Below are 24,706 nucleotides of genomic sequence, written 5' to 3'. Positions count from 1 at the left end.
GAGGCAATGGGCAGAACTATCCGTAGGTATTTTGGGACGGTCGGGAACATTTTCCGAGTGCATCGAGATCATGTGCGCGTCGGTCTCGATGCGGTCGTCGCAAGCTCCTCCCTTACTCGACCAGCGAAAAGGGGCGGTCGTCGCAAGCTCCTCCCTTACTCGACCAGCGGAAAGACCGGCGGAAGGTGCGCCTGCTCAGCGCTTGGCGCTGAGCTCAGCGACAACGTCGTGGGGTTGGCCGAACAACTGCGAACTTCCATGGGCGCGTTTGAAATAGAGTCCGATGTCGTGTTCGGCGGTGATTCCGATACCGCCGTGCAACTGGATCGCCTCGCCAGCGACGGAGGCGAAGGACTCCGAGCAGTAGACGTGGGCGGCGGCGGCGAGGTCGTCGGCGTTTGCTGCGTCGGTGACCAAGGCGGTGATTGCGGCGCGTGCGATCGACCGGGATGTCTCCACCAGCATGTACATGTCGGCCATGCGGTGCTTGAGCGCCTGAAATGACCCGATGATGCGGCCGAACTGCTTGCGGGACTTGGTGTACTCGACCGTCAACTCGAGGGCCGCGGCCGCGCCGCCGACCTGTTCGGCGGCCAGTAGCGCCCAGGCGTAGGACCGCAGTCGACGCGGTAGATCGGCGCCCGAGGCGATGCTGAGCGCGGGGGTGTCGTCGAATTCGATGCGGGCCAACGGTCGGCTCGGGTCCATGACGGGGAGCGGGGTGACGGTGATGCCGTCGGCGGTCACCTCGGTGACGTGCAGGGTGATGGTGTCGCCACTGGCGGCCAGCACCACGAGCAGGTCGGCCGACTCGCCGTCGACGACGTATTCGGCAGTCCCGCTGAGGAGTCCGGCGTCGGCGTGGACGCCGGGTCGATCCCATCCGCTGGTGCCCGCCCAACAGACGGTCGCGATGCGTTCGCCTGCGGCGATGTCCGACAGATACCCGGCGGTGTCGGGGTCGTCGGCGAGAAGCAGTGCGGCGGTGGCGAGTGCGGTGGCAAAGACCGGGACCGGGGTCACCGCGGTGCCGAGTTCCTCGAGGACCGCGGCGGTTTCGGCGAAAGTGGCGCCCGCGCCGCCGAGATCCTCGGGAATCGGTAGTGCCGCCACGCCGATCTCGGTGCACAACGTGGTCCACAGGCTGCGATCGATGCGCGGAGTCTGGCCCATAGCCGTGCGGGCCGCCGCCGAATCGCCCTTGCGGCGCACCAGATCCCGAATCGCTTCGGCGAGGGCGTCACGTTCCTCTGCGGAGATCACCGCCGGTGCGGCCACCACATCGCTGGTCACAGGGACTCCAGAACTCGTTGCCGCAGCACGGCCGGGGTGCCCCACGTCGACCGCAGGGCGCGAGTCTTGGTGAGGTACAAGGACAGATCGTGCTCCGACGTATAACCGATCGCGCCGAGCACCTGCAGCGCGCGACGCGATGCCAGATACGCGGCGTCGCCGGCAGCCACTTTGGCTGCGGCGACGTCGCGCCGCACATCAGTGTCCTCGGGGACCAGGCCGTCGATGCCCAGTGCGGCGCCGAGGACGAGTGGCCGGGCCATCTCCACCGCGATCGCGACGTCAGCGAGATGATGCTTGACCGCCTGGAACGAGCCGATGGCGCGCCCGAACTGCTTGCGTGCCTGTGCGTACTCGGCGGCCATGGTCAGCATGGCGCCGGCCAGTCCCAGCAATTGGGCTGCGGTGGCAAGGGTTCCGATGTCGGCGGCGTCAGCGGTGTCGACATTCTCGGCGAGGGTGGACTCCGCGGAGAGCTCACAGACAGTGCGGGTCGGGTCGACCGTCGCGACCGGGCTACCGGCGGTGGCCACCGACAATACGCCGTCGTGCACCAGGTAGGCGGTGTCCGCAAGCGGGGCGAGCGGTGCAAGTGGCGGGACCGCGCAGGTCGCGAACGTACCTTCGGCCAGTGCGCTGACCCGTTCGCCGGTGATGTTCGCGGTACGGAACAGCACCGGCAGCACAGCGATACTCTCGACCACCGGTCCGGGCAGCGCGTGGCGGCCGATCTGCTCCATCGCGACCACCAACTCGGTCGCGCCGGCCGAACTTCCGCCCGCCGACTCGTCGATGAGGAGGCCGTTCACGCCCGTCTCGGCCAGAGCGGCAAAGACTTCGGTGACCGCAGTACGGTCACCTGTCGCCCAGGCGCGGGCCCGGGCGGGGATGTCGGCCTTGGTCAGTTGGGCGTCCACCGTCGACGCGAGGTCGTCGTGGATGTCGGAGAGAAGGAAGTCCATTGTGTCACCGGTCCCCACGCGGCAGGCCGAGGAGGCGTTCCGCGATCACGTTGCGCTGAATCTCGTTGGTGCCGGCATAGATCGGGCCGGACAGGGAGAAGAGATAGCCGTCCATCCAAGCGTCGTCAAGCTCGGCGTCGACACCTTGAAGGTCGAGGGCGGTTTCATGGGCGGCGATGTCCCACTGCGACCAGAACACCTTGTTGATCGACGACTCCATGCCGAGCTGGCCGCCGGCGGCGAGCCGGCTCACCGTCTGATACGTCGACAATTCGTAGGCGCGGGCGCCGATCCACGCATCCGCCACGCGCGCATCGGTGTTCGCGGTCGACGGCACCGCGTCGCGGGTGCGCTGCCACAGGTCGACGAGGCGGTCGGTGGTCGCGAGGAAGCGGCCGGGGGAGCGCAGCGAGAGTCCGCGTTCGTTTGCCGCGGTGCTCATCGCGACCTTCCAGCCGTTGTTGACCTCGCCGATGACCCCGGACTCGCCCGGGTTGGCGGGATCGTCGGGAACGAACACGTTCTCCAAGAAAAGTTCGGCGAAGCCGGCCTCGCCGTCGAGCTGGGCGATGGGACGCACCGTGACCCCGGGGCTGCGCAGGTCGAACATGAAATAGGTGATGCCCTTGTGACGCTGGGCGTCCTTGTCGGAGCGGAACAGGCCGAATCCCCAGTCCGCGAAGCTCGATCGGGAACTCCAGGTCTTCTGTCCGTTGAGCACCCATCCGCCGTCGGTGCGGGTTGCGGTGGACCGCAACGATGCGAGGTCGCTGCCGGCCTCCGGCTCGCTCCAGGCCTGTCCCCAGATGTCGTCGGCGTGGGCCATCCGCGGCATGATCCGGGCCAACTGCTCCGGATTCGCATGCTCGAAAAGTGTTGGTGCGAGCAGGAAGATGCCGTTCTGGCTGACGCGGCCGGGCGCGCCGGAGCGGTAGTACTCCTCCTCGAAGATCACCCAGTGCAGCAGCGGCACGTCGCGCCCGCCGAATTCCTCGGGCCAGCTGACCACCGACATGCGATCGGCGGCCATCGTGCGTTCCCACTCGCGGTGCGCCTCGAAGCCCTCGGCGGTGTCCATCGACGGAAGGGGCTCGGCCGGAACATGATCGGCCAACCAGGAGCGCACCTCCGTCCGGAACGACTCGGCGGCGTCGTCGAAAAACAAGTCCACGTCAGCTCCCCGAACCGTTGCTCGAGCTGGCTTTCATGGACTTCGCATTCATCCCGCCCAGCGAATCCCCGCCGGACGCTTCGGCATTGGCCGAATGGGCGTAGTGGTGCCAGCCGAACACCGAATCCATCGAGTTGTGCAGACCCATCTGTTCCTCGCAGATGTTGACCGCCTTCTTGGAGAGGAACAGTCCCTGCATCGGCATCTCGACCATCTTGGCGGCGATCTCATCGACCTTGCCGGCCAACTCATCCCGCGGCACCACGTGATTGACCATGCCCCAGTCCGCGGCCTGCGTCGCGGTGAACCGCTCCCCGGTGAACAGGATCTCCTTGGCCCGCCGCGGACCCAGCACGAAGGCGTGCGCGAAGTACTCGACACCCGGAATACCCATGCGCGCCACCGGATCGGAGAAGAAGGCGTCGTCAGAGGCGACGATGAAATCGCAGATCCACGCGAGCATCAGCCCGCCCGCGATGCAAGCGCCGTGGACCTGCGCGATCACCGGTTTGGGCATGTCGCGCCACCGCCGGCACATGCCCAGATACACCTCGATCTCGCGCGCCAGACGCTGATCTCCGCCCGACTTGTCGGTGTGATCCCAGTGCAGGGTGGCGGTGTTCTCGTAGTAGGTGTCGAAGTCGCGCTCGGGCGTGCCGATGTCGTGGCCTGCGGAGAAATGCTTGCCGTTGGCGCGCAGCACGATCACCTTCACCGAGGCGTCGTCGACGGCCTTGCGGAATGCGGCGTCGAGAGAATAGGTCATCACCGAGTTCTGCGCGTTGCGGTACTCGGGACGGTTCAGCGTCACGTACGCGACGGCACCGTCGGGGCCACCGGTCTCGTAGGCGACCGGCGTCGAGTCGGGTCCGAGGTCGTCGAGACCGAGCGGGGGCGGGATGACGGCGTCACTCATGCCACGAGCCTAACCTAGCAAGTGCTTGGTTGGTAGTGGGGGCGTCCCGGTGGCCGGACGGTGCCGGCTCGAAGTCAGGGAACGGAGATCGTCGCGCTGCAGGTCTGCGCCGGAATGGCCCACAAGGCGTTGCGGTTGACCGAACTCAGCGTGACCCGCACCGGGCCGGGTCCGATCGTCCGCGTCGGCGCGGTGAAGTAGTGGATGCCGCTGTACGGCGGCTTCACGGAGGTGTTGGACACGATGGTGCCGCGCTTGTTGGTGCGGAGGTTGTGCCAGTTCAGTCGGGCCGACGAGCTGTACCCGACGCCTAGCCACAGGCTGCTGTATTCGGTGGCGATGTAGGTGGTGCCGTCGTACTGCGACACCATCGCGCGGGTCGGGTTGTATGGGGTGTCGACGATGTTCGGGCTCAGTCCGAAGCAACTGCTGAGCGGGTAGACGCGATCGCCGGTCGGTGCGGCTCCGGCCGTCCCCGCGGTCGCGGCGGCGAGGGTGCCGGCGGCGATCGCGGTGGCGGCGGTCAGGCCGATGAGGTGTCGTCGAATCGAGCGGTGGCCGGACATGTTGATCTCCTGTTCATGGGTGGTGGGTGATCGTCGAGATGGAATGCCGGTGAGTCGGTGTCAGCCGACGCGCATCGTTCCGCTGCACGAGGTCGTCGGGATCGACCACAGCGCATTGCGGTTGACCGCGCTCAGGGTGACCCGCACCGTGCCCGGTCCGGTGTTGAGTCGGAAGGTGGGGCCTCCGACGTAGAGGCCGATGGGTGCGGTGTTGATTGCGGTTCCCTTGCGTCCGTTGGACAGGTTGTGCCAGTCGAGTCGTCCGGTGGACTGGTAGCCGCCGGTGGGGATCCAGAAGCTGGAGATGTCGCGGACGGCTGCGGTCACCTGGCCGCGGCCGGTCGGACTCACGAACAATCGGGCTGTGCTGTACGGCTGATCGATGATGTTCGGGCTGATACCCCAACATCTTTCGAGCGGGACCGCCGTCTCGGCTGATGCGGTTCCGGTGCCCATGGTGATGAGGGCGAGGGTGCCGGCGGCGGCCGTCACACAGGCCGTAGCCGCTCGAACTGTCTTGCTGTGCATGCGGTCTCCTTGTTGACTCAACTGGCGGGATAGTTCAGGGCAGGGTGATGGTCGTGCTGCAGGTCTGGGCCGGGATCGCCCAGAGCGCGTTACGGTTGAAGGTGCTCAACGTGATCTGGACGCGGCCGTTGCCGATCGTCCGATCCGGGATCGAGAAGCCGTGCGTGCCGGCGTTCGGCGGCCGGGTGGCGGTGTTGGAGAACTGGACGCCGCGTTTGCCGGTGTTCAGGTTGTGCCAGTCGAAGCGGGCGGCCGAGTCGTAGCCGATACCGAGCCACAGGCTGTTGTACCCGGTGTAGACGGTGGTGAATCCGCCGTAGCGGCCGACCGTCACGCCGGGAGGGTTGTACGGCAGGTCGACGATGTTCGGACTCAGGCCGAAGCAGCCGGACAGCGGATAGCTCTTGTCCGCTGACCACGCCGGTACCGGCGGACAGGGCGAGGCCGGCGGCTCCGCCGATGGCCACAAGAGCGGCGGTGAGTCGGCGGGGACGAGTCGTTCGGGCCATGCTGATCTCCTCGTGGTGCGCGGTGTTTCTCGGATCGACGTACGAGTCGGACCGTATCCGGCATTTCGTACTTTCTCCGGCGGTCGTTAACACTCTTTCGCTAAGCGAAAGTAATTGTGACGGCGCCGTTATCAGGGTGTCGTCAGTTCGACTGACGGGCGGGCGTGAGTGCTCTCGAGACGGCGTCGGCGGCCATCCGTGTCGCGGTGCCCAGGGCGCGGAGGTCGTCGGCGGGCATTGTTGCGTTGGGGCAGGCCACGATTGATGCGACGACCTGGCCTCCGGGATTGACCACCGGCGCACCGACGGTCACAGCCGCGACGTCGCCGGTGAGTTCGTCGGGCAGATAGTCGATGCGGGTGAGCTCGGCGAGCAGGTCGCCGACCCGGGACCGGAGTTGGTCGGATGCCGAGGACAGGGCCGGTAGGGCGTCGAGCATCGTGAGGTGCTCGTCGGTCATCCGTTCGACGGAGTAGCCGCGGTTGGCGACCGCAGTGAGCACGAGGTCCAGTCGGGTCCGCACGGACGCCGGTGCGGACGCGATCCACGCGGCGCGGTCGGCGGCTGATGCGCCGGTGATGAACTCGCGGCAGATCGGCGGCCGCAGGCGCAGTGTCTGCCCGATGGTGAACCAGGCGGTGTCGTCGTCGGGGCCGGTGCGGTCGGTGATGGTGACGGTGTCAGGGGTGGTGCGCCGCGCGACGAAGACCGGTGCGCCGATGCGGGCGGCGAGGTCGTGGATGGCCGGTCGCGCCCATCGGGTGAGGTGATCGGCGTCGACGGTGGTGCGGGCGAGCGTCACGAATGCAGGCCCGATCGAGAAGGTGCCGTCGGCGGGGTCGCGGATCGCCCAGCCGTGGTCGACGAGTTCGCCCATGATGGCGTGCGCGGTCGCCCGCGACAGGCCCGTCGACCGCACGATCTCGGCGAGGTTCGGCGCGTCGGGGCGATTGGTCGTGCTCGATCGGCCGAGAAGTTCGATAATGCTGATCACACGCGCCGTCGGCGGCGATGCCGGACGTGCTGCCGGTTGACGGCCGTCCGCGGAGTCACCTACGGTTTGTGTCACATAATCGATACTGAGTGTCGAATAGTCGACATGTCAAGGAGATTGCCACTGTGGCCAGCACGACGACCCACGAGCGGGCGCATCATCGCTACGAGCTGACTCATCTCGCCGCGCTGGAGGCCGAGTCGGTACACATCATCCGGGAGGTCGCGGCCACCTTCGAACGCCCGGTGCTGTTGTTCTCCGGCGGCAAGGATTCGGTGGTCATGTTCCACCTGGCGCGCAAGGCGTTCTGGCCGGCGCCGGTGCCGTTCCCGCTGATGCATGTCGATACCGGCCACAACTTCGACGAGGTGATCGACTATCGCGACCGGGTGGTCGAGCAGATCGGGGTGCGGTTGGTGGTGAGTTCGGTGCAGGACGACATCGACGCCGGCCGGGTCGTCGAGGACACCGGGCCGGGGGCGAGCCGCAACCGGTTACAGACCACCGCGTTGCTGCGGGGGATCACCGAGAACCGCTTCGACGCGGTGTTCGGCGGCGCGCGTCGTGACGAGGAGAAGGCCCGCGCCAAGGAACGGGTGTTCAGCTTTCGGGACGAGTTCGGTGCCTGGGACCCGCGGGCGCAGCGCCCGGAGTTGTGGCACCTCTACAACGGCCGGCACCACAAGGGGGAGCACATCCGGGTGTTCCCGCTGAGCAACTGGACCGAGCTCGACATCTGGCAGTACATCGGCGCCGAAGGTATCGACCTGCCACCGATCTACTACGCCCACGACCGTGAGGTGATTCCGCGCGACGGCATGCTGTTGGCGACAACACGGTTCCTGGAGACCTTTCCGGGAGAAGAGTCGGTGACCGAGCGGGTGCGGTTCCGCACCGTCGGTGATGCGACCTGCACCGGGTGTGTGCGCAGCGACGCCGACACCATCGAGAAGGTGATCGAGGAGATCGAGGTCACGCGGGTGACCGAGCGGGGTGCGACACGTGCCGATGACCGGATCTCGGAGGCGGGTATGGAAGATCGGAAGAAAGAGGGCTATTTCTGATGCAGACCGAACTGTTACGGCTGGCCACCGCGGGATCGGTCGACGACGGAAAGTCCACGCTCATCGGACGATTGCTGTTCGACTCGAAGTCGATCTTCACCGACCAGCTCGAGTCGATCGAACGCACCAGCGCCGAACGTGGTGACGACTACGCCAATCTGGCGTTGTTGACCGACGGCCTGCGTGCCGAGCGGGAACAGGGCATCACGATTGATGTTGCCTACCGGTACTTTTCGACGCCCAAACGCAAGTTCATCATCGCCGACACGCCGGGCCATGTGCAGTACACGCGCAACATGGTGACCGGGGCGTCGACGGCGGATCTGGCCATCATCCTCATCGATGCCCGCAAGGGTGTGCTGGAACAGACTCGGCGACATGCCTTTCTGTCGTCGCTGCTGGGTATCCCGCACTTGACGATCTGTGTCAACAAGATGGATCTCGTCGACTGGTCGCAGGAGCGGTTCGACGATATCTGCGAGGAGTTCGTGGCGTTCGCCGCGAAACTCAATGTCACCGACCTGACCTTCATCCCGCTGTCGGCGCTGACCGGCGACAACGTCGTCGACCAGTCGGCGAAAATGCCGTGGTACGAGGGGCGTCCGCTGCTCAGTCATCTCGAGAATGTCTACATCGCGTCGGACCGCAACCTCATCGACGCCCGGATGCCGGTGCAGTACGTGATCAGACCGCAGCGCAGCGACGGCAACGATCACCGCGCCTATGCCGGTACCGTCGCCGGTGGAGTATTCGCGCGTGGTGACGAAATCGTGGTGCTGCCAGGTGGTTTCAGCACTACCATCACCGAGATCTGGGGTCCGGGTGGCGCCAAGGTCGACGAGGCGTTCGCGTCGATGGCTGTGTCGATGGAACTCGCGGACGAGATCGACATCGTCCGCGGCGACATGCTTGCCCGGCCCAACAATCGGCCCTACGTCGCGCGCGACATCGACGCGATGGTGTGCTGGTTCTCCGACGACACCGAACTCAGCCCGGGGAACCGCTATCAGATGATGTGCGGGACCAGGGCAACTCGGGTGCAGATCAGTGGCCTCAACTACCGTCTGGATGTCAACACGCTGCATCGGGATGAGTCGGCAACCGCGTTGTCGCTCAACGAGATCGCGCGGGTGGCGTTGCATACGCAGACGCCGCTGATGTTCGACTCGTATCGGAAGAACCGGGAGACCGGCAGCTTCATCCTGATCGACGAGGCCACCAACAAGACCGTCGGGGCGGGCATGATCACCGCGCCGGTCAGCAACGACAGTCACGTCGTGTGGCAGACCACCAAGGTCTCGCGCGAACACCGCACACATCGAGGGGCGACGATCTGGCTGACCGGGCTGTCGGGCTCCGGAAAGTCCTCGTTGGCAACCGAACTCGAACGTCGACTGGTCGCCGAGGGGCGCCCGGCGTATCTGATGGACGGCGACAACCTGCGCCACGGGCTGAACTCCGACCTCGGATTCAGCGACGACGACCGCCGCGAAAACATCCGCCGCACCAGCGAGGTCGCGGCGTTGTTCGCCGATGCCGGCGCGGTCGCGATCATCTCGTTGATCAGCCCGTTCGCCGATGAACGGCAACGTGCCCGGGAAATCCATGCCCAGCAAGGACTTCCGTTCTACGAGATCTTCATCGACACACCCTTGGAGATGTGTGAGGAACGTGACCCGAAGGGCCTCTACGCCAAGGCGCGTCGCGGTGAGATCAGCCAGTTCACCGGCATAGACTCACCATACGAGCGGCCGCAGCACCCCGACATCGTCGTATCGCCCACCGACGGCTCGCCGATCGAGGTGGCCGAATCGATCATTCGCAACCTGGGACTCTAGAGGAGACATCAACCAGTGTCGACCCACGATAGTGCCGCCGATCGAATCCTGGCCGGTGAACTGGCCACGGCCGCAGGAGAACTGCTCCTCGACGTGCGCGCCACCAGCGGACTGGCGGGCAAGGAGCTCGGTAACGCCGGCGATCAGCGGTCCAACGACTTCATCCTCGCCCGCCTCGCAGAGGAACGACCCGACGACGCAGTCCTGTCCGAGGAATCGACCGACGACAAATCCCGGCTCACCGCCGAGCGGGTGTGGATCATCGACCCCGTCGACGGCACACGGGAATACGGCACCGACGGTCACGCCGACTGGGCGGTTCACGTCGCGCTGTGGTCGGCGGCCGACGGGCTGATCGTCGGAGCAGTCGCGCTGCCCGCACTCGGGGTGACCTACGTCGACAGTCCCGAGCCGGTCACCCCGGTCGACGGACTCGCCGCCGGTCCAAAGGGGGATCGCCCGCGCGTCGTGGTGAGTGCCTCACGGCCACCGGAGTTTTCGCAAGCTGTCGCCGACGCCATCGGCGGCGAGGTGCTGCAGATGGGCTCGGCCGGCGCCAAAGCCATGGCCGTCGTCCGCGGCGAAGCCGACGCGTATGTCCACGCCGGCGGACAATACGAGTGGGATTCCGCGGCGCCCGTGGCGGTGACGCAGGCCAAGGGGCTGTGGTGTGGTCGGATCGACGGGTCGGAACTGGTGTACAACCGCGACAACACCTACATGCCGGATCTGGTCATCTGCCGACCCGAAATCCGCGATGCCGTGATCGGGGTCACCGCCGCCTACGCCTGATTTCCGGGGTCAGGTATCTGCCCGGCATGCGCTCGAGGACCAGGAGACCGATCTCACTCATCAGTTCCTCGTCGGCTTCGGTGAACCGGTCGGGCACCGGGCTGTCGAGATCGAAGACCCCCACTGTCTGTTTGCCCACCGACATCGGGATGACCAGCTCAGAGCGGCTGTCGGGATCACAGGCGATGTGATCGGGTACGGCGTGAACGTCGGCAACGCGCTGGATGGTCCGTGTGGCCGCGGCAGTCCCGCAAACCCCTCGTCCGAACGGGATGCGGATGCACGCCGGTTTTCCCTGGAATGGCCCGACCACCAGCTCGTCACCGTGAGCGAAATAGAATCCGACCCAATTCAGCTGCGGAAGTGCGTGATACACCAGGGCCGACAGGTTTGCCGCAGTGGCGATGTAGCTGGTTTCGTCGCCGGCGAGGGCGCGGGCGGATTCGAGCAACGCGGCATGCTGTTCCGGGACAGGTCCGGTGAGTGCAGGTATCTCGAAGCTCATCGCCCGAGGATAGAGTCGCGCATCGGTCGGGGCACGCCTTGCGCTCACGGCGAGTCCGCGCGTCCCGGCGGGTCACCGTACACTGTCGAGAGTGAGTGCGCAGGTGGATACCGTTTCAGCAGCAGCCGGCAGCCCCGATCAACCCCAACCGTTCCGCGAGCTCGGTCTCAAGGACGACGAGTACGCCCGGATCCGCGAGATCCTGGGTCGTCGACCGACCGATGCGGAACTCGCCATGTACTCGGTCATGTGGTCCGAGCACTGCAGTTACAAGTCGTCGAAGGTGCATCTGCGCTACTTCGGGGAGACGACCACCGAGGAGATGCGGGCCAGCATGCTGGCCGGCATCGGCGAGAACGCCGGCGTCGTCGACATCGGCGACGGCTGGGCGGTCACCTTCAAGGTCGAATCGCACAACCACCCGAGCTACGTCGAGCCCTATCAGGGTGCGGCCACCGGCGTCGGCGGCATCGTCCGCGACATCATGGCCATGGGTGCACGCCCGATCGCGGTGATGGATCAGCTGCGCTTCGGGCAGGCCGACGCCCCCGACACCCGACGCGTCGTCGACGGCGTGGTCCGCGGTGTGGGCGGCTACGGCAACTCGCTCGGTCTGCCCAACGTCGGCGGGGAAACCGTCTTCGACGCCAGCTACGCGGGAAATCCGCTGGTCAACGCACTGTGCGCAGGCGTGCTGCGCACCGAGGATCTGCACCTCGCGTTCGCGTCGGGTGCAGGCAACAAGATCATCCTGTTCGGAGCGCGCACCGGACTCGACGGCATCGGCGGCGTGTCGGTGCTCGCGTCCGAGACCTTCGACGACGACGGCGAAAATTCTGGTCCGAACCGGAAGAAGCTGCCGAGTGTGCAGGTCGGTGACCCGTTCACCGAGAAGGTGCTCATCGAGTGCTGCCTCGAGCTCTACCACGCCGGACTGGTCGTCGGCATCCAGGATCTCGGCGGCGCCGGGCTCTCGTGTGCCACCTCCGAGCTCGCGGCCGCGGGCGACGGCGGCATGCACATCGACCTGGAGAAGGTGCCGATGCGCGCGGAGGGCATGACCCCGGCCGAGGTGCTCTCCAGCGAGTCGCAGGAACGCATGTGCGCGGTCGTCACACCGGAGAACGTCGATGCCTTTCTCGAGGTCTGCAAGAAGTGGGATGTGCTCGCGACCGTCATCGGTGAGGTCACCGACGGTGATCATCTCGTCATCACCTGGGACGGGGAGATCGTCGTCGACGTGCCGCCGCGCACTGTCGCACACGACGGGCCCGTCTACGAGCGTCCGGTCGCGCGCCCGGAGTGGCAGGACCGCGTCACCGAGTCGACCACGGAGACGCTGAAACGTCCGACCACCTCGGCCGAACTGCGCGAGACCGCGCTGACGATGATCGCGTCGCCCGCGCTGTGCAGCCGCAAGTTCATCACCGAGCAGTACGACCGCTATGTGCGCGGCAATACGGTGCTCGCCGAGCATGCCGATTCCGGCATGGTCCGCATCGACGAAAGCTCCGGTCGCGGTATCGCACTGGCCACCGACGCCTCCGGTCGATATACGTACCTGGATCCGTACCGTGGAGCGCAGCTGGCGCTCGCCGAGGCCTACCGCAACGTCGTCGTCTCCGGTGCCGCGCCAAAGGCCGTCACGAACTGCCTGAACTTCGGGTCGCCCGAGGACCCCGCGGTGATGTGGCAGTTCCAGCAGGCCGTCCGCGGACTCGCCGACGGCTGCGCGCAGCTTGGCATCCCGGTCACCGGCGGCAACGTCAGCTTCTACAACCAGACCGGCTCGACGGCCATCCTGCCGACGCCGGTCGTCGGTGTGCTCGGCGTGATCGACGACGTGCATCGTCGCATCCCCACGGGCTTCGGCACCGAGCCCGGTGAGACGCTGATCTTGGTCGGCGCGACCCTGGACGAGTTCGACGGATCGATCTGGTCGCAGGTCGCCCACGACCACCTCGGTGGTGTCCCGCCGGCCGTCGACCTCGAACGCGAGCGGCTGCTCGGCGAGATCATGGTCGCCGCATCACGCGACGGGTTGGCCTCGGCTGCTCACGACCTGTCCGAGGGCGGGCTGTGGCAGGCGGTCGTCGAATCCGCATTGGCCGGCGAAACCGGTTGTCGCATCCTGCTTCCCGAGGATGCCGATCCGTTCGTGTGGCTGTTCTCCGAGTCGTCGGGACGCGCGCTGGTGGCGGTGCCGCGGACCGAGGAGTCGCGGTTCTCTTCGATGCTCGATGCGCGCGGCATGCCGTGGACGCGGATCGGCGTCGTCGATCAGGGCAGCGATTCGGTCAGCGTGCAGGATCAGTTCGAGGTCAGCCTCTCCGAGCTGCGGACGGCGCACGAAGGGACGTTGCCGGGGTTGTTCGGCTGAGACTCCCTGCATGAGCCACAAGTCTCCGCACTGCTCGTGTGCACTGTGCACGTATGCAGTGCCCAGACTTGTGGCTGATGTCAGACCGCGCTGATAATCCCTTCCGGATCGTCGGTGGTGATCTGATCAACGCGCAAGTCGAGGAGTCGTCGCACGTCGGGTATCGACGAGTCGTCGACGGCGTAGATCGTGTAGGCGTCGACGGTGCGGCCGCGCTCGTGGAAGGCGTCGATGAGGTCGACGCCGCGGTCGTCGGCGGCGAGGATGAGGCGACGTTCGAGGTAGACCATCTCGGCGTGCGGTGACGCCTCAACCGCGGTCTCGATGAAGTCGTCGAAACGGTGTGAGCGCAGCACCCGATCGACGGCCCCGCGGTGGCAGGGGTCGTAGCCGACGCGGATGCCGGGGACCGGTTCGGTCAGGAGTCGCACAGCCTCGGCGTCGCCGCAGGACAGGATCGCGTTGCGCGCGAACGGGGTGACCGCGCGGCGGAAGGTGTCGATCGCGGCGTCGTCGAGATCTTGGCTGGTCTCCTTGAAATCCAACTGCAGCAGGGCATTCGGGTCGATCTGCACGTCGTCGAGGATGTCGGCGAGGTCTTCGAGGAGGAGCACTCGCTCGGGGAGGACCGACCCGTCGTTGGTCCTGAGGAACAGTGAGCGCACCTGATCGGCGCCGAGTGTGGCGATGTTGCCGGAGCCGGTGGTGGCGTGCTCGACCTCGCGGTCGTGCAGCACGGCGAAACCACGGTCGGCGTGGATGACGAGGTCGATCTCCACGCTGGCGCCGACACGCATGCCCTCGGTGATGCGGGTCGCGGTGAACGCTGGATCGTCGGCTCGCCGCCGCGCCCGATGCCACTTGATCAGGGTCCTGTGGCCCTCGTGCTCGATCGCCACGGGCGGCAGCGTGGGAGAGGTGAGGCTGAGTTCGGATTCGTGCGGCATCGGAGGTGACGTTACGTGGATTCGGTGAACAACAGACGTTTCTCGGTGGGGCGATGGATCGCCATGGTGACCATCACCGGGTTCGGGTGGGGTCGTCGGGAAACGTCGCCGACTCTCTTGGCCCGACGGTCGTCAGCGATCACCCAGATGAGGTGCGGTGACGTGGTCGGAGAGATCGAGATGCAATGCCTCGTGCTCGTCGAGGAGGTGGCGCAGATTTGTGTCGAGCGGCCACGGGTAATCGAGTTCATGCCCGAATCGATCGTCGACGGCTGCCACCGACGACAGCCGGAGGGAGAGGGTGTCGACGTGACCGACGAGCGGTTCGAACAACTCGACCGGAGTGGCGAGGTAGTAGAGCGAGCGGTCCGCTCCGGGTGAGGTCATGCCGGCGGCGTACACGAGTCCGTGGGACGTGATCACCAGCCGGTCCGCGGCGATCATGACCTCGCCGTCGATCTCGGTGCGGCCCCACTCGACGGCGGCGTCGCGGGCTTCCTCGACCCGGCGTCGGGTGTCGTCGGTGAGCAACATGTCGACGTCCGCGCGGTCGATGCCCGTGGCGGAGGAGTAGTCGGGACCGAAATGTCCTTGTAGGACCTCGTTTACGAAGTCCAACAGGGGATCACCACCCGCTGCCTGCTCGTCACTCATGGCACACGCCTCCGTCCGTGGGAATCAGGTACGGCCCGGTTGAGGGTGCCTCCGACGTTACGCCGCCGCGCATGACGACTCGGGAGAATGAACGAAACAAACACTGGACCCCAAACTGAAACATGTTCTAGTTTGGGGGTATGACTCTTCGTGTGGTCGAGTGGTCGACCGGAACCGTAGGTAGGCACGCCATCGCCGGGATCGATGCCCGGCCCGATCTGGAACTCGTCGGGGTGTGGGTGTCCGACCCGGCCAAGGTGGGCAAGGATGCCGGGGAGCTGGCCGGTCTCGGGCGGGAACTGGGCGTCGTCGCCACCAATGACCGTGATGCGCTGCTCGCGCTGCGGCCGGACTGCATCGTGCACACCGCCATGACCGACGACCGGATCTTCGAGGCGATCGACGATCTCATCGGCTTCGTCGAGGCGGGGATCAATGTCGTCTCCAGTGGGCCGGTGGTGCTGCAGTACCCGCTCGGTATTCTCGACCAACCGTTACTCGACCGGATCGCGGCCGCCGGACGTACCGGCAACGCCAGCCTGCACGTCAACGGTATCGACCCGGGATTTGCCAATGATGTTCTGCCGCTGGCGATGACGAGCCTTTCGCAGCGGATCGACGAGGTGCGGTGCCTGGAGATCGCCGACTACTCGACCTACTACCAGCCCGTCGTGATGACAAGCATCTTCGGCTTCGGTCAATCGATGGATCAGACCCCGATCCTGCTCTATCCGGGTGTCCTCGCAATGGGCTGGGGCAGTGTGGTGCGACAGATCGCCGCCGGTCTCGATATCACCCTCGACGAACCGCTGGTGGAACGCTTCGACCGGGTCGCCGCCGACCGCGACTACTCCACGGTCTCCGTCGAGATCCCCGAAGGCACCATGGCCGCACTGCATTTCGAGGTGGTCGGGCAGGTCGACGGCGTCGACCGGGTGGTGCTCGAGCACTACACGCGCACCCATCCCGACCAGTGCCCGGACTGGCCGAAACCCGCCGAAGGGGACGGGTGCTATCGCATTCTCGTCACCGGTGAACCGGCGATGACCGTCGAGTTCGGACACCACGGCGAGCACGGTGACCACAATGTCTCCGGCATGATCGTCACCGCCATGCGACTGGTGAATTCGGTTGCGGCCGTGGTGGATGCGAAGCCGGGGTTGGTGACCGCGCTGGATCTTCCGTCGGTGAGTGGGCGGGGGTTGGTGGCGGGTTCGTAGTGGGCCCTTCGTGACGCTCGCTCGTTCCTCGCGGGCTCCTCAGGGATCGGGGACGGGTCAGGTGCCCCAGACGTGGACGGGTTCGCCTTCGTGCATGAGGGTGACGTAGTCGCGGAGCATGCCGCGTAGGGCGTCCTCGCGGTTCTCGCCGGCCTGCTCACGCTCGAGCACCGCCTTGCGTTGCCAGGCGGAGCCGGTCTGGTGGTTGATGCAGCGGCCCTCGATGACCGACAGGTAGCGTGCGCGCGCCTTGTCGGACAGCCCGAAGGAGCGCAGGCCGTCGTCGGCCAGGGGGAGGAGTCGGCGGAGGGTGAGTTCGTCGGGGCGGACCCAGCCGACGTTGGGCCAGTACAACTGCGCCTCGAGGCCCGCGCGGGCACCGGACTGCAGGTTCTCCGCGGCCGCGTTGAACGACATCTGCGACCACAGCGGACGGTCGGCTTCGACGAGGCCGCGCACCACGCCGTAGTAGAAGGCGGCGTTCGCCATGGTGTCGACGACGGTCGGGCCGGCTGGCAGCACCCGGTTTTCCACGCGGAGGTGGGCGTGGCCGTCGAGGATGTCGTAGACCGGGCGATTCCAGCGGTAGACGGTGCCGTTGTGCAGGCGTAGTTCGTCGAGGGTGGGGATGCGTCCGGCGTCGAGTTCGTCGAGGGGGTCGACGTCGGTAGAGACCGGCAGCAGCGCCGGGAAATAGCGCGTGTTCTCCTCGAAGAGGTCGAAGATGGTGTTGATCCAGCGCTCCCCGAACCACACTCGCGGCCGAACACCCTGGTTCTTGAGCTCCAGCGGCCGGGTGTCGGTGGCCTGCTCGAACACCGGGATGCGGCTCTCGTGCCACAGCGCGGTACCGGCGAGGAACGGTGAGTTGCCGGCCAGCGCCACCTGGATCCCGGCGATCGACTGCGCCGCATTCCAGTGTGCGGCAAAGTCTTCCGGCGCCACCCGCAGGTGGAGTTGGAGTGAGGTGCACGCAGCCTCGGGCAGGATCGAGTCGATCGAGGTGTGCAGCCGTTCGGTGTGGTATCCGTCGCCGAGGGGGATGCCGCTGATGTCGATCTCGATATCCTCGCCACGCGCGGCGAAGATCTGTTCGTTCAACAGGTCGTAGCGCGGGTTCGCGGAAATCCATTGGTGGGCAAAGTGTTCCGAACGCAGCGTGGGGAGCATGCCGACCATGACGAGGTGACTCGAGACCTGCGCCGCGCGTTGCTCGGCGCGGTTGAGCGACGTGCGCAGGCGCTGTTCGAGAGAGATGGTGTCGTCGCTGACGAAGGGGCGCGGGGAGACGTTGATCTCGATGTTGAACTGCCCGAGTTCGGTCTGATAGTCGGGGTCGGCGATGGCGTCGAGGACCGCGGCGTTGGCCATCGCCGGGTTCATGTCCTCGTCGACGAGATTGAGCTCGACCTCCATGCCGAGCAGCGGCTCCGGCGGGACGCCGTGGTCGGTGAACAGGCCGTCGGCCAGCATGCGGGCGATCGCCTCGGTGCCGCGGCTGACCTGTCTACGGAACCGCACCCGGTCGTCGCCGGTGAACTCGCGTTTGGAGACGTCGGTTCCCATGGGTCAATGGTGCATGATGGTCGGCGTGCCAGCCCGCAAACCGATCGATCCGGCGCAAGCTCGTGCCGCGGTGCTCGCGGTGGCCGACTGGATACGCGACGACGCGTCACCCCGGCCGCAGCGGCCCGCAGTCGCTGCCGCCGTCCGACTGACCGCCCGCACCCTCGAAGACATCGCGCCGGGTAACTCGGTGGAGGTCCGGGTGCCGCCATTCGTGGCGGTGCAGTGCGTGCCGGGACCGCGACACACCCGCGGCACCCCACCCAACGTGGTGGAGACCGATGCGCGGTCGTGGTTGCGGCTCGCGACCGGCCTCGACGACTTCGACGATGCGGTGGCCGACGGCCGCGTGAGTGCGTCGGGGCATCGGGCGTCGGAAATCGTGCCCGTTTTGCCGCTGATCCGGATCTGAGTTCGGTGCGCCCGATTGGTGGTGTGACCTGCGTCTCGACCGTTGCAGTGGCGGGGGTGATCGGGAATATTCGCCGCCGCCGCGCCGCTGCAGTGATTCGCGATCAACCCGTACCGGCCGGTAAGCTGAAGGCCTCCCCAGCCCATCGTCGAGTTGACGTGTTTTGACCCCAGCCCCAGGGAGTGCTCGCATGACCGACCTGTCGATCACCAGCCGGAACCTACTCAGCCCGTCGCCCGGTTGCGGTAACGCGCAACCCATCGACGAACCGGAGAACGAACCCCGCGAGGAGTGTGGCGTTTTCGGTGTGTGGGCACCCGGCGAAGATGTCGCCAAGCTCTCCTATTACGGCCTCTATGCACTGCAACACCGTGGGCAGGAAGCCGCAGGCATCGCCGTCGGTGACGGCTCGCAGGTACTGGTGTTCAAAGATCTCGGACTGGTCAGCCAGGTGTTCGACGAGCAGACCCTGGGCGCGATGTCCGGGCACGTCGCCATCGGCCACTGCCGTTACTCCACCACCGGGTCGACGACGTGGGAGAACTCCCAGCCGATCTTCCGCACCACCGACGCCGGCACGGGCGTCGCGCTCGGCCACAACGGCAACCTCGTCAACACCGCCGACCTGGCGAGCCGGGCCCGCGAGGTCGGGGTGCTGAGCACCGCGGCGACCTCCGACTCCGACATCGTCGGCGCGCTCCTGGCCCACGGGGCAGCCGACAGCACCATCGAGCAGGCCGCGATGGACCTGCTGCCCACCCTGCAGGGCGCTTTCTGCCTGACCTTCATGGACGAGCACACGCTCTATGCCGCGCGTGATCCGCACGGGGTGCGGCCGCTGTCGCTGGGTCGTCTCGACCGGGGTTGGGTCGTCGCGTCGGAGACCGCCGCCCTCGACATCGTCGGCGCCTCCTTCGTCCGCGACATCGAGCCCGGTGAACTGCTGGCCATCGACGCCGACGGCGTGCGCAGCACCCGCTTCGCCGAGCCCACCCCGCGCGGCTGCGTCTTCGAGTACGTCTATCTCGCCCGCCCGGACAGTGTCATCCACGGCCGGTCGGTGCATTCCACCCGCGTCGAGATCGGTCGCCGCCTCGCCCGCGAGCACCCGGCGATCGGTGATCTCGTCATCCCGGTGCCGGAGTCGGGCACCCCGGCGGCGGTCGGCTTCGCCCAGGAATCGGGCATCCCGTACGGCCAGGGCCTGATGAAGAACGCCTACGTCGGGCGCACCTTCATCCAACCGTCGCAGACCATCCGGCAGCTCGGCATCCGCCTCAAGCTGAATCCGCTCAAAGAGGTCATTCGCGGCAAACGGCTTGTCGTCGTGGATGATTCGATCGTCCGCGGCAACACGCAACGCGCGCTGATCCGGATGCTACGCGAGGCCGGGGCCGCCGAGATCCACGTGCGGATCGCATCGAGCCCGGTGCGCTGGCCATGCTTCTACGGCATCGACTTCGCCTCGCCCGCCGAACTGATCGCCAACGGCATGGACTCCGAGGAGCACATGGTGGAGGGCGTGCGGCAGGCCATCGGCGCCGACTCGCTCGGCTACATCAGCATCGAGGAGATGATCGCGGCCACCGATCAGTCGGCGGACAACCTGTGTGCGGCGTGCTTCGACGGTGACTATCCGATCGCGCTGCCCGAGGAGACCTCGATGGGCAAGGCGGTCCTGGAGAAGATGCTGGCCAATGCGGCCGGCGACGGGCACGTCGATCCGCTGAGCGTGGCGAATGACAACGTCAGCGCCGTCATGCGCCCCTGAGTGGGTCCTGACCGCCACACACCTGTGGGTACGGTCGAAGTGTCGTCGGGTAGCGTGAGATCGTCGCCGATGCGGCGATTGGGAATTGACTTCGACAAGGGGTGCTCAGCTAGATGACCGATCGGGATCCGGCTGCCGACAACAGAACCGACGAACTCGCCGCGGGTGCGTCCTATGCCGCGGCGGGCGTCGACATCGACGCAGGTGAACGCGCGGTGGAACTGCTTGCGCCCCATGCCAAACGTGCGTCTCGCCCTGAGGTCCTCGGCGGCATCGGCGGATTCTCCGGACTGTTCGCGCTCAAGGGCAATTACAAGGAACCGGTCCTCGCGGCCGCCAGCGACGGTGTGGGCACCAAGCTCGCCATCGCGCAGGAACTCGACAAGCACGACACCGTCGGGCGCGACCTGGTCGCCATGTGCGTCGACGACCTCGTCGTCTGCGGCGCCGAACCACTCTTTCTGCAGGACTACATCGCCGTCGGCAAGGTCGTGCCGGAGACCATCGCGCAGATCGTCGCAGGGATCGCCGACGGCTGCGTCGACGCCGGATGCGCGCTGCTCGGCGGCGAGACCGCCGAGCACCCCGGCCTGATGGGCGACAACCACTACGACCTGTCCGCAACCGCGGTGGGCGTGGTGGAGTCCGATCAGCTGCTCTCGCCCGAACGTGTCCGCCCCGGCGACGTGGTGATCGCCATGGGCTCCTCGGGCCTGCACTCCAACGGGTACTCGCTGGCGCGCAAGGTGCTGCTGGAATGGGGTCACATGGACCTCACCGGCCATGTGGAGGAGTTCGGCCGCACGCTCGGCGAAGAGCTGCTCGAACCGACCCGGATCTACGCGCGGGACTGCCTGGCGCTCGCTGCCGAGACCGACGTACGGACCTTCGCCCACATCACTGGTGGCGGACTCGCGGAGAACCTGGCCCGCGTCATCCCGGCTGGTCTCGTCGCCGAACTCGAACGCGAGACCTGGACGCCCGCACCGGTATTCGCGATGATCGCACAGCGTGGCCGGGTGGCCCGCGAGGAGATGGAACGCACCTTCAACATGGGTGTCGGCATGGTGGCCGTCGTGGCGCCGGAGGACACCGAACGCGCCCAGGCCGTGCTCACCGCACGCCACGTCGACAACTGGGTGCTCGGTGCGATCAAGCGGTCCGCAGAACCCAAGAACGCCGACCTTCCGCGCGTTGCGCTGACCGGCGATCACCCGCGTTTCTGACGCGGGACCCGTTCGAATCCATCGATCGACAGACACCAAGAACCGCGCGACGGGGCGGTCTGGGGCGGACTGAGTCCGCACGTGACCACCCGTCGGGCGGTTTCGGCTCAACCTGGTTTCACGAATCGATCAGCCTGGTACCGCCGGTCGGGGACCGGCAGTCAGGCCGCGAGGGTGTGAAGTGTTGTTACTGACGAAGCAGCGTCAAGCGCGACGCCACTCGTCCTCTTCGACCCACTCATCCACCGGATCCCGGCGGTCCGCCGAGTCGTCCGACCCACCGGACAGCTCACGCTGCAGGCTGTCGAAATCGGTGTTGGGTGTGGAGTACTTCAGCTGACGAGCAACTTTCGTCTGCTTTGCTTTTGCCCGGCCGCGGCCCATGGGGGACCCCCTCGCACAATGACGGGGCGGCCAAACGCTTGGCGGCCCCGTTTCTGGTTAGTCAATAATCGTGGCACCAGTCTAGCGCGCCCGCGCAGATAATGCGGATTGCCCTGCCGTTGTCGTACGGCGCGCCGGGCGGAGATCGGACGATTCAGACGCGGGCGAGTTTGCGTTCGGCCTCTCGTCGCACCTTCGGCGCGAGCTCGTCAGCGGCCAGCAGCGCGGTCAACGCGTCGGCGTCGGCGGCCGTCCCGGCCAGGAGATCACGCACCCGGACGCCATGCGTGGGACGGTGCACGACCCGGACCACATCACCGATCCCGACCGTACCGACATGGACTACCCGCAGGTAGGAGCCGGTATCAGCGCGATCCATGAAGCGTTTGACCCACTGCGGCTCGTCGGCCCACGCCGCGAACGTCCGGCACGGCACGCGGGGGATCGTCGTTTCGACGACGAGGCCGTCGTCGCCGATCGCCCACTGTTCACCGACGATCGCGTCGGTGATCGGCATGCCGTCGATGCGCAGATTCTCGCCGAACCAGCCGTAGGGAAGATCACGTTCGAGATCGCGCGCCCACCGCTGTGCTTCGGGTTCGCTGTAGGCGTAGACGGCCTGATCGGCACCGCCGTGGTGTTTGGTGTCGCAGACGTGGTCGTTGGTCGGGCCGAGTTCGCCGACTCGGACCCGGTCGGTCTGCGGGCGTTTATCGATGGCGCTGGCGCCGACCCGGTCGAGGACGACGTCGTCGGTGGCGACGCAGACCGCCAATACGGTGCCGGTCGGGAGGCCGGTGGAGTCGCTCACGCCCCGGCTCCCGGTCCCTGCCGCAGTCGCTCGACGGCCGCCCGCCCGGCCTGCACGCGGTCGTCGGTGGGGATGGAGTCGGGGTCGATCTGCGCGGACACCGGATGTTCGCCGTCGACGACGAGTGCGACGTCGGCGCCGACGGACCGCTTGACCAGGGCCAGCGCGATGGGGCCGAGTTCGAAGTGGTCGACGACCGTGCCGACCCGTCCGACCGTGCGGCCACCAGCGGTGACCGGGTCGCCGGGCGCGGGTCGCTCGTCGGTGCTGCCGTCGAGATGCAAGAGCACGAGGCGGCGCGGCGCCTTACCCAGATTGTGGACGCGGGCGACCGTCTCCTGGCCGCGATAACAGCCCTTCTCCAGGTGGACCGCGCCCAGCTCGGCGGGTGTGCCGATCCAGTTCACCTCGTGCGGGATGGTGCGGTCGTCGGTGTCGACACCCAGTCGGGGCCGTAGCGCGGCGACGCGCTGGGCGTCGTAGGCCCAGGTGCCGGCCATGCGGGCGCCGGCGTCGGTGAGCTGGGTCCACCACGCCGCAACGGATTCCTCGGGGATCACCAAGTCCACCACGGGTAGCGCGGCGCCTTCACCGATCGGCGGCATCATCCGCCAGAAGCCGAGAGGCTCCTCTTCGTGGTGGCGCTCGGGCAGGTCGCCGGCGGCGTAGATGGCGGGGTGCTCCGGCAGTTCGAGCAGCTCGGCGATGGGGCCGTGCAGCACGTCGGGGCCGACGAGGGTCAGCACCTTCATGTCCGGGCGTGCGCCGGGGGACACCTTGGCCCAGAACACCATCTTGGTGAGGAAGTTCAGCAGCGGTGCGCCGCGATCGGCCTCGGTGTCGACCCAGGTCACGCCGTCGACGTCGGTGAGGATGAAGTGTTCTTCGACGCGGCCGTTGGAGTCGAGGGAGAGATTCTCCGCGCTGGACCGGTCGGCGAGGTCGGCGACGTGCTGGCTGGAGATGGTGTGCAGCCAGCTCAGCCGTTCGTCGCCGGGCAGCTCGATCACCGCCCGATCGGAGCGATCGACGATGATCGCGCCGCGCGAGGCGGTGCGCTGTTCGCCGAGCGGATCGCCGTAATGCCATGCAACGGAGGTCTGCGAATCGTCGGCCGACGACGGTCCGGGGACAGCTCCCTGGGCGGAATACCTGGTCAGGATGGGTGACGCGGTCACACGACGATTCTACGGGGCGGGTAGGCCCTTCGAGGCTCGGCTAGCGCCTCGCGCCTCAGGGAGCGGGGGCATCGGCACGTCGGGCGGAGGGGTATGCCCTAGGGTCGTCGCCATGGTGACGCAGCAGATCCTGGTGACTCTCGACGGCACGGTGCACGACGCGAACGCACCCTTTCTGTATGCCGACGATCTGGCCGCCATCCGTGGCGACGGAGTATTCGAGACGCTGCTGGTACGGGACGGACGGACCCGTCGGGTCGCGGCCCATCTCGACCGGATGACCCGCAGCCTGGAGATGATGGCGTTGCCCGGCATGGACCGCGACGCCTGGCAGCAGGCGATCGTCGTGGCCGAGAAGGAATGGTCGGCGACGGCGGGCAACGCCGAGGGATGGTTGCGCCTGGTGTGCTCGCGAGGACGCGAAAGCGCGCCCGACGCCGGTCCGACGTCGTATGTGATGGTCGGCCCGGTCGGCGAGCGTGTCCGGCACGCGCGCGAGCACGGCGTCTCGGTGATCACCCTGGACCGCGGCTATTCGATGGACCTCGCGGGGCGTGCGCCGTGGCAGCTCATCGGGGCGAAGACGCTGAGCTACGCCACCAATATGGCCGCGATGCGGTACGCCGCCGACCAGGGCCACGACGACGTCATCTACGTCAGCAGCGAGGGCGCGGTCCTCGAAGGGCCGCGGTCGACGGTGATCGCGGTGCGGGGTAAGACCCTGGTGACGCCGCCGACCGAGGTCGGCATCCTGCCCGGGACCACTCAACGAGCGATCTTCGCGCTGGCCGAGGACGAGGGCTGGACCACGCGCACCGAGGTGCTGCGTCGCGCTGATCTGATCGCGGCCGATTCGGTCTGGCTGGTCAGCAGCGTCACCCTGGCTGCGCGGGTCACCGCGCTCAACGATTATGTGATTCCGACATCACCGAATGGCGACGAATTTCGGGATTTGGTGGACCGCGCGATTTCGATTGATTGAGAATGAGGGCGTTCGCACCCGTCCGGCGCGGCCGCGA

General features: G+C 66.9%; 24 protein-coding genes. 9 read left to right on the top strand and 15 right to left on the bottom strand.

Annotated features, from left to right (window positions below; all coding sequences use genetic code 11):
- Positions 1-195: 195 nt before the first annotated feature.
- The 8 genes from AAFP30_RS22905 to AAFP30_RS22870 all read right to left on the bottom strand — a co-directional run bounded on the left by AAFP30_RS22905 (position 196) and on the right by AAFP30_RS22870 (position 7,014).
- Complete coding sequence (locus tag AAFP30_RS22905) at positions 196-1,293, bottom strand: acyl-CoA dehydrogenase family protein (protein WP_419232329.1); 1,098 nt, start codon at positions 1,291-1,293, stop codon at positions 196-198.
- On the bottom strand, positions 1,290-2,255 hold the full coding sequence (locus AAFP30_RS22900; RefSeq protein ID WP_419232328.1) for an acyl-CoA dehydrogenase family protein: 966 nt from the start codon (positions 2,253-2,255) through the stop codon (positions 1,290-1,292). Before AAFP30_RS22900 ends, AAFP30_RS22905 begins: the two co-directional genes overlap by 4 nt.
- 4 nt (positions 2,256-2,259) lie before the next feature.
- Positions 2,260-3,426: an acyl-CoA dehydrogenase family protein gene (locus AAFP30_RS22895; RefSeq protein WP_419232327.1), complete on the bottom strand. Its 1,167-nt coding sequence runs from the start codon at positions 3,424-3,426 to the stop codon at positions 2,260-2,262.
- A 1-nt stretch (position 3,427) separates the two neighbouring features.
- Positions 3,428-4,342 carry an enoyl-CoA hydratase gene (locus AAFP30_RS22890; RefSeq protein WP_419232326.1) on the bottom strand — a complete coding sequence of 305 codons (915 nt, stop codon included), beginning with the start codon at positions 4,340-4,342 and terminating at the stop codon, positions 3,428-3,430.
- Between the two features lie 74 nt (positions 4,343-4,416).
- Complete coding sequence (locus tag AAFP30_RS22885; RefSeq protein WP_419232325.1) at positions 4,417-4,908, bottom strand: hypothetical protein; 492 nt, start codon at positions 4,906-4,908, stop codon at positions 4,417-4,419.
- Between the two features lie 60 nt (positions 4,909-4,968).
- Positions 4,969-5,436, bottom strand: a complete 468-nt coding sequence (locus AAFP30_RS22880; protein ID WP_419232324.1) for a hypothetical protein — start codon at positions 5,434-5,436, stop codon at positions 4,969-4,971.
- Between the two features lie 34 nt (positions 5,437-5,470).
- The gene (locus AAFP30_RS22875) at positions 5,471-5,770 is read right to left on the bottom strand and encodes a hypothetical protein (RefSeq protein ID WP_419232323.1); all 300 of its coding nucleotides are present in this window, start codon (positions 5,768-5,770) and stop codon (positions 5,471-5,473) included.
- Positions 5,771-6,087: 317 nt separating this feature from the next.
- On the bottom strand, positions 6,088-7,014 hold the full coding sequence (locus AAFP30_RS22870; protein WP_419232322.1) for an IclR family transcriptional regulator: 927 nt from the start codon (positions 7,012-7,014) through the stop codon (positions 6,088-6,090).
- A 50-nt stretch (positions 7,015-7,064) separates the two neighbouring features.
- Here AAFP30_RS22870 and cysD point away from each other — a divergent pair, with 50 nt between their 5' ends.
- The 3 genes from cysD to AAFP30_RS22855 are packed head-to-tail and all read left to right on the top strand — an operon-like array spanning position 7,065 to position 10,633.
- Positions 7,065-8,003 carry a sulfate adenylyltransferase subunit CysD gene (gene cysD / locus AAFP30_RS22865; RefSeq protein ID WP_419232321.1) on the top strand — a complete coding sequence of 313 codons (939 nt, stop codon included), beginning with the start codon at positions 7,065-7,067 and terminating at the stop codon, positions 8,001-8,003.
- On the top strand, positions 8,003-9,841 hold the full coding sequence (gene cysC, locus AAFP30_RS22860) for an adenylyl-sulfate kinase (RefSeq protein ID WP_419232320.1): 1,839 nt from the start codon (positions 8,003-8,005) through the stop codon (positions 9,839-9,841). Before cysD ends, cysC begins: the two co-directional genes overlap by 1 nt.
- Before the next feature lie 15 nt (positions 9,842-9,856).
- Positions 9,857-10,633, top strand: coding sequence for a 3'(2'),5'-bisphosphate nucleotidase CysQ (locus tag AAFP30_RS22855; protein WP_419232319.1), 777 nt, complete (start codon positions 9,857-9,859; stop codon positions 10,631-10,633).
- On the opposite strand, the gene AAFP30_RS22850 is transcribed toward AAFP30_RS22855, so the two are convergent.
- Positions 10,614-11,138 (bottom strand): GAF domain-containing protein, encoded by a 525-nt coding sequence (locus AAFP30_RS22850; RefSeq protein WP_419232318.1) that lies wholly within the window; start codon positions 11,136-11,138, stop codon positions 10,614-10,616. The genes AAFP30_RS22855 and AAFP30_RS22850 overlap by 20 nt on opposite strands.
- 91 nt (positions 11,139-11,229) lie before the next feature.
- On the opposite strand from AAFP30_RS22850, the gene purL reads away from it, so the two are divergent.
- Entirely contained in the window at positions 11,230-13,518 is a 2,289-nt protein-coding gene (gene purL / locus AAFP30_RS22845; RefSeq protein WP_419232317.1) for a phosphoribosylformylglycinamidine synthase subunit PurL, read from the top strand.
- Between the two features lie 80 nt (positions 13,519-13,598).
- Here purL and AAFP30_RS22840 read toward each other — a convergent pair whose 3' ends face one another.
- Both AAFP30_RS22840 and AAFP30_RS22835 read right to left on the bottom strand, forming a co-directional pair.
- Positions 13,599-14,465 carry a glycerophosphodiester phosphodiesterase gene (locus AAFP30_RS22840; protein ID WP_419232316.1) on the bottom strand — a complete coding sequence of 289 codons (867 nt, stop codon included), beginning with the start codon at positions 14,463-14,465 and terminating at the stop codon, positions 13,599-13,601.
- Between the two features lie 132 nt (positions 14,466-14,597).
- Positions 14,598-15,119, bottom strand: coding sequence for a glucose-6-phosphate dehydrogenase (locus tag AAFP30_RS22835; protein WP_419232315.1), 522 nt, complete (start codon positions 15,117-15,119; stop codon positions 14,598-14,600).
- A 140-nt stretch (positions 15,120-15,259) separates the two neighbouring features.
- Here AAFP30_RS22835 and AAFP30_RS22830 point away from each other — a divergent pair, with 140 nt between their 5' ends.
- Positions 15,260-16,339 (top strand): diacylglycerol kinase, encoded by a 1,080-nt coding sequence (locus tag AAFP30_RS22830; RefSeq protein ID WP_419232314.1) that lies wholly within the window; start codon positions 15,260-15,262, stop codon positions 16,337-16,339.
- A gap of 57 nt (positions 16,340-16,396) precedes the next feature.
- Here the strand turns inward: AAFP30_RS22830 and AAFP30_RS22825 are convergent, their stop codons facing one another.
- Entirely contained in the window at positions 16,397-17,905 is a 1,509-nt protein-coding gene (locus AAFP30_RS22825; RefSeq protein WP_419232313.1) for a glutamate--cysteine ligase, read from the bottom strand.
- 16 nt (positions 17,906-17,921) lie between these two features.
- Here AAFP30_RS22825 and AAFP30_RS22820 point away from each other — a divergent pair, with 16 nt between their 5' ends.
- The 3 genes from AAFP30_RS22820 (at position 17,922) to purM (ending at position 21,314) form a co-directional block, all read left to right on the top strand.
- Positions 17,922-18,317 carry a sterol carrier family protein gene (locus tag AAFP30_RS22820; RefSeq protein ID WP_419232312.1) on the top strand — a complete coding sequence of 132 codons (396 nt, stop codon included), beginning with the start codon at positions 17,922-17,924 and terminating at the stop codon, positions 18,315-18,317.
- A 190-nt stretch (positions 18,318-18,507) separates the two neighbouring features.
- Positions 18,508-20,088: an amidophosphoribosyltransferase gene (gene purF, locus AAFP30_RS22815; protein WP_419232311.1), complete on the top strand. Its 1,581-nt coding sequence runs from the start codon at positions 18,508-18,510 to the stop codon at positions 20,086-20,088.
- A 113-nt stretch (positions 20,089-20,201) separates the two neighbouring features.
- Entirely contained in the window at positions 20,202-21,314 is a 1,113-nt protein-coding gene (gene purM, locus AAFP30_RS22810; protein ID WP_419232310.1) for a phosphoribosylformylglycinamidine cyclo-ligase, read from the top strand.
- A gap of 204 nt (positions 21,315-21,518) precedes the next feature.
- On the opposite strand, the gene AAFP30_RS22805 is transcribed toward purM, so the two are convergent.
- From AAFP30_RS22805 to AAFP30_RS22795, 3 genes are all read right to left on the bottom strand, one after another.
- Positions 21,519-21,698, bottom strand: coding sequence for a DUF3073 domain-containing protein (locus AAFP30_RS22805; RefSeq protein WP_419232309.1), 180 nt, complete (start codon positions 21,696-21,698; stop codon positions 21,519-21,521).
- A 154-nt stretch (positions 21,699-21,852) separates the two neighbouring features.
- The gene (locus AAFP30_RS22800; RefSeq protein WP_419232308.1) at positions 21,853-22,509 is read right to left on the bottom strand and encodes an MOSC domain-containing protein; all 657 of its coding nucleotides are present in this window, start codon (positions 22,507-22,509) and stop codon (positions 21,853-21,855) included.
- The gene (locus AAFP30_RS22795) at positions 22,506-23,687 is read right to left on the bottom strand and encodes a YgfZ/GcvT domain-containing protein (protein ID WP_419232307.1); all 1,182 of its coding nucleotides are present in this window, start codon (positions 23,685-23,687) and stop codon (positions 22,506-22,508) included. Before AAFP30_RS22795 ends, AAFP30_RS22800 begins: the two co-directional genes overlap by 4 nt.
- A gap of 115 nt (positions 23,688-23,802) precedes the next feature.
- Between AAFP30_RS22795 and AAFP30_RS22790 the strand changes: the two genes are divergently transcribed.
- Positions 23,803-24,669, top strand: a complete 867-nt coding sequence (locus AAFP30_RS22790; protein WP_419232439.1) for an aminodeoxychorismate lyase — start codon at positions 23,803-23,805, stop codon at positions 24,667-24,669.
- Positions 24,670-24,706 lie beyond the last annotated feature (37 nt).

This window comes from Gordonia sp. CPCC 205515, assembly GCF_048537925.1.
GTDB lineage: Bacteria > Actinomycetota > Actinomycetes > Mycobacteriales > Mycobacteriaceae > Gordonia.
This window is presented reverse-complemented; position numbering and strand designations above follow the sequence as displayed.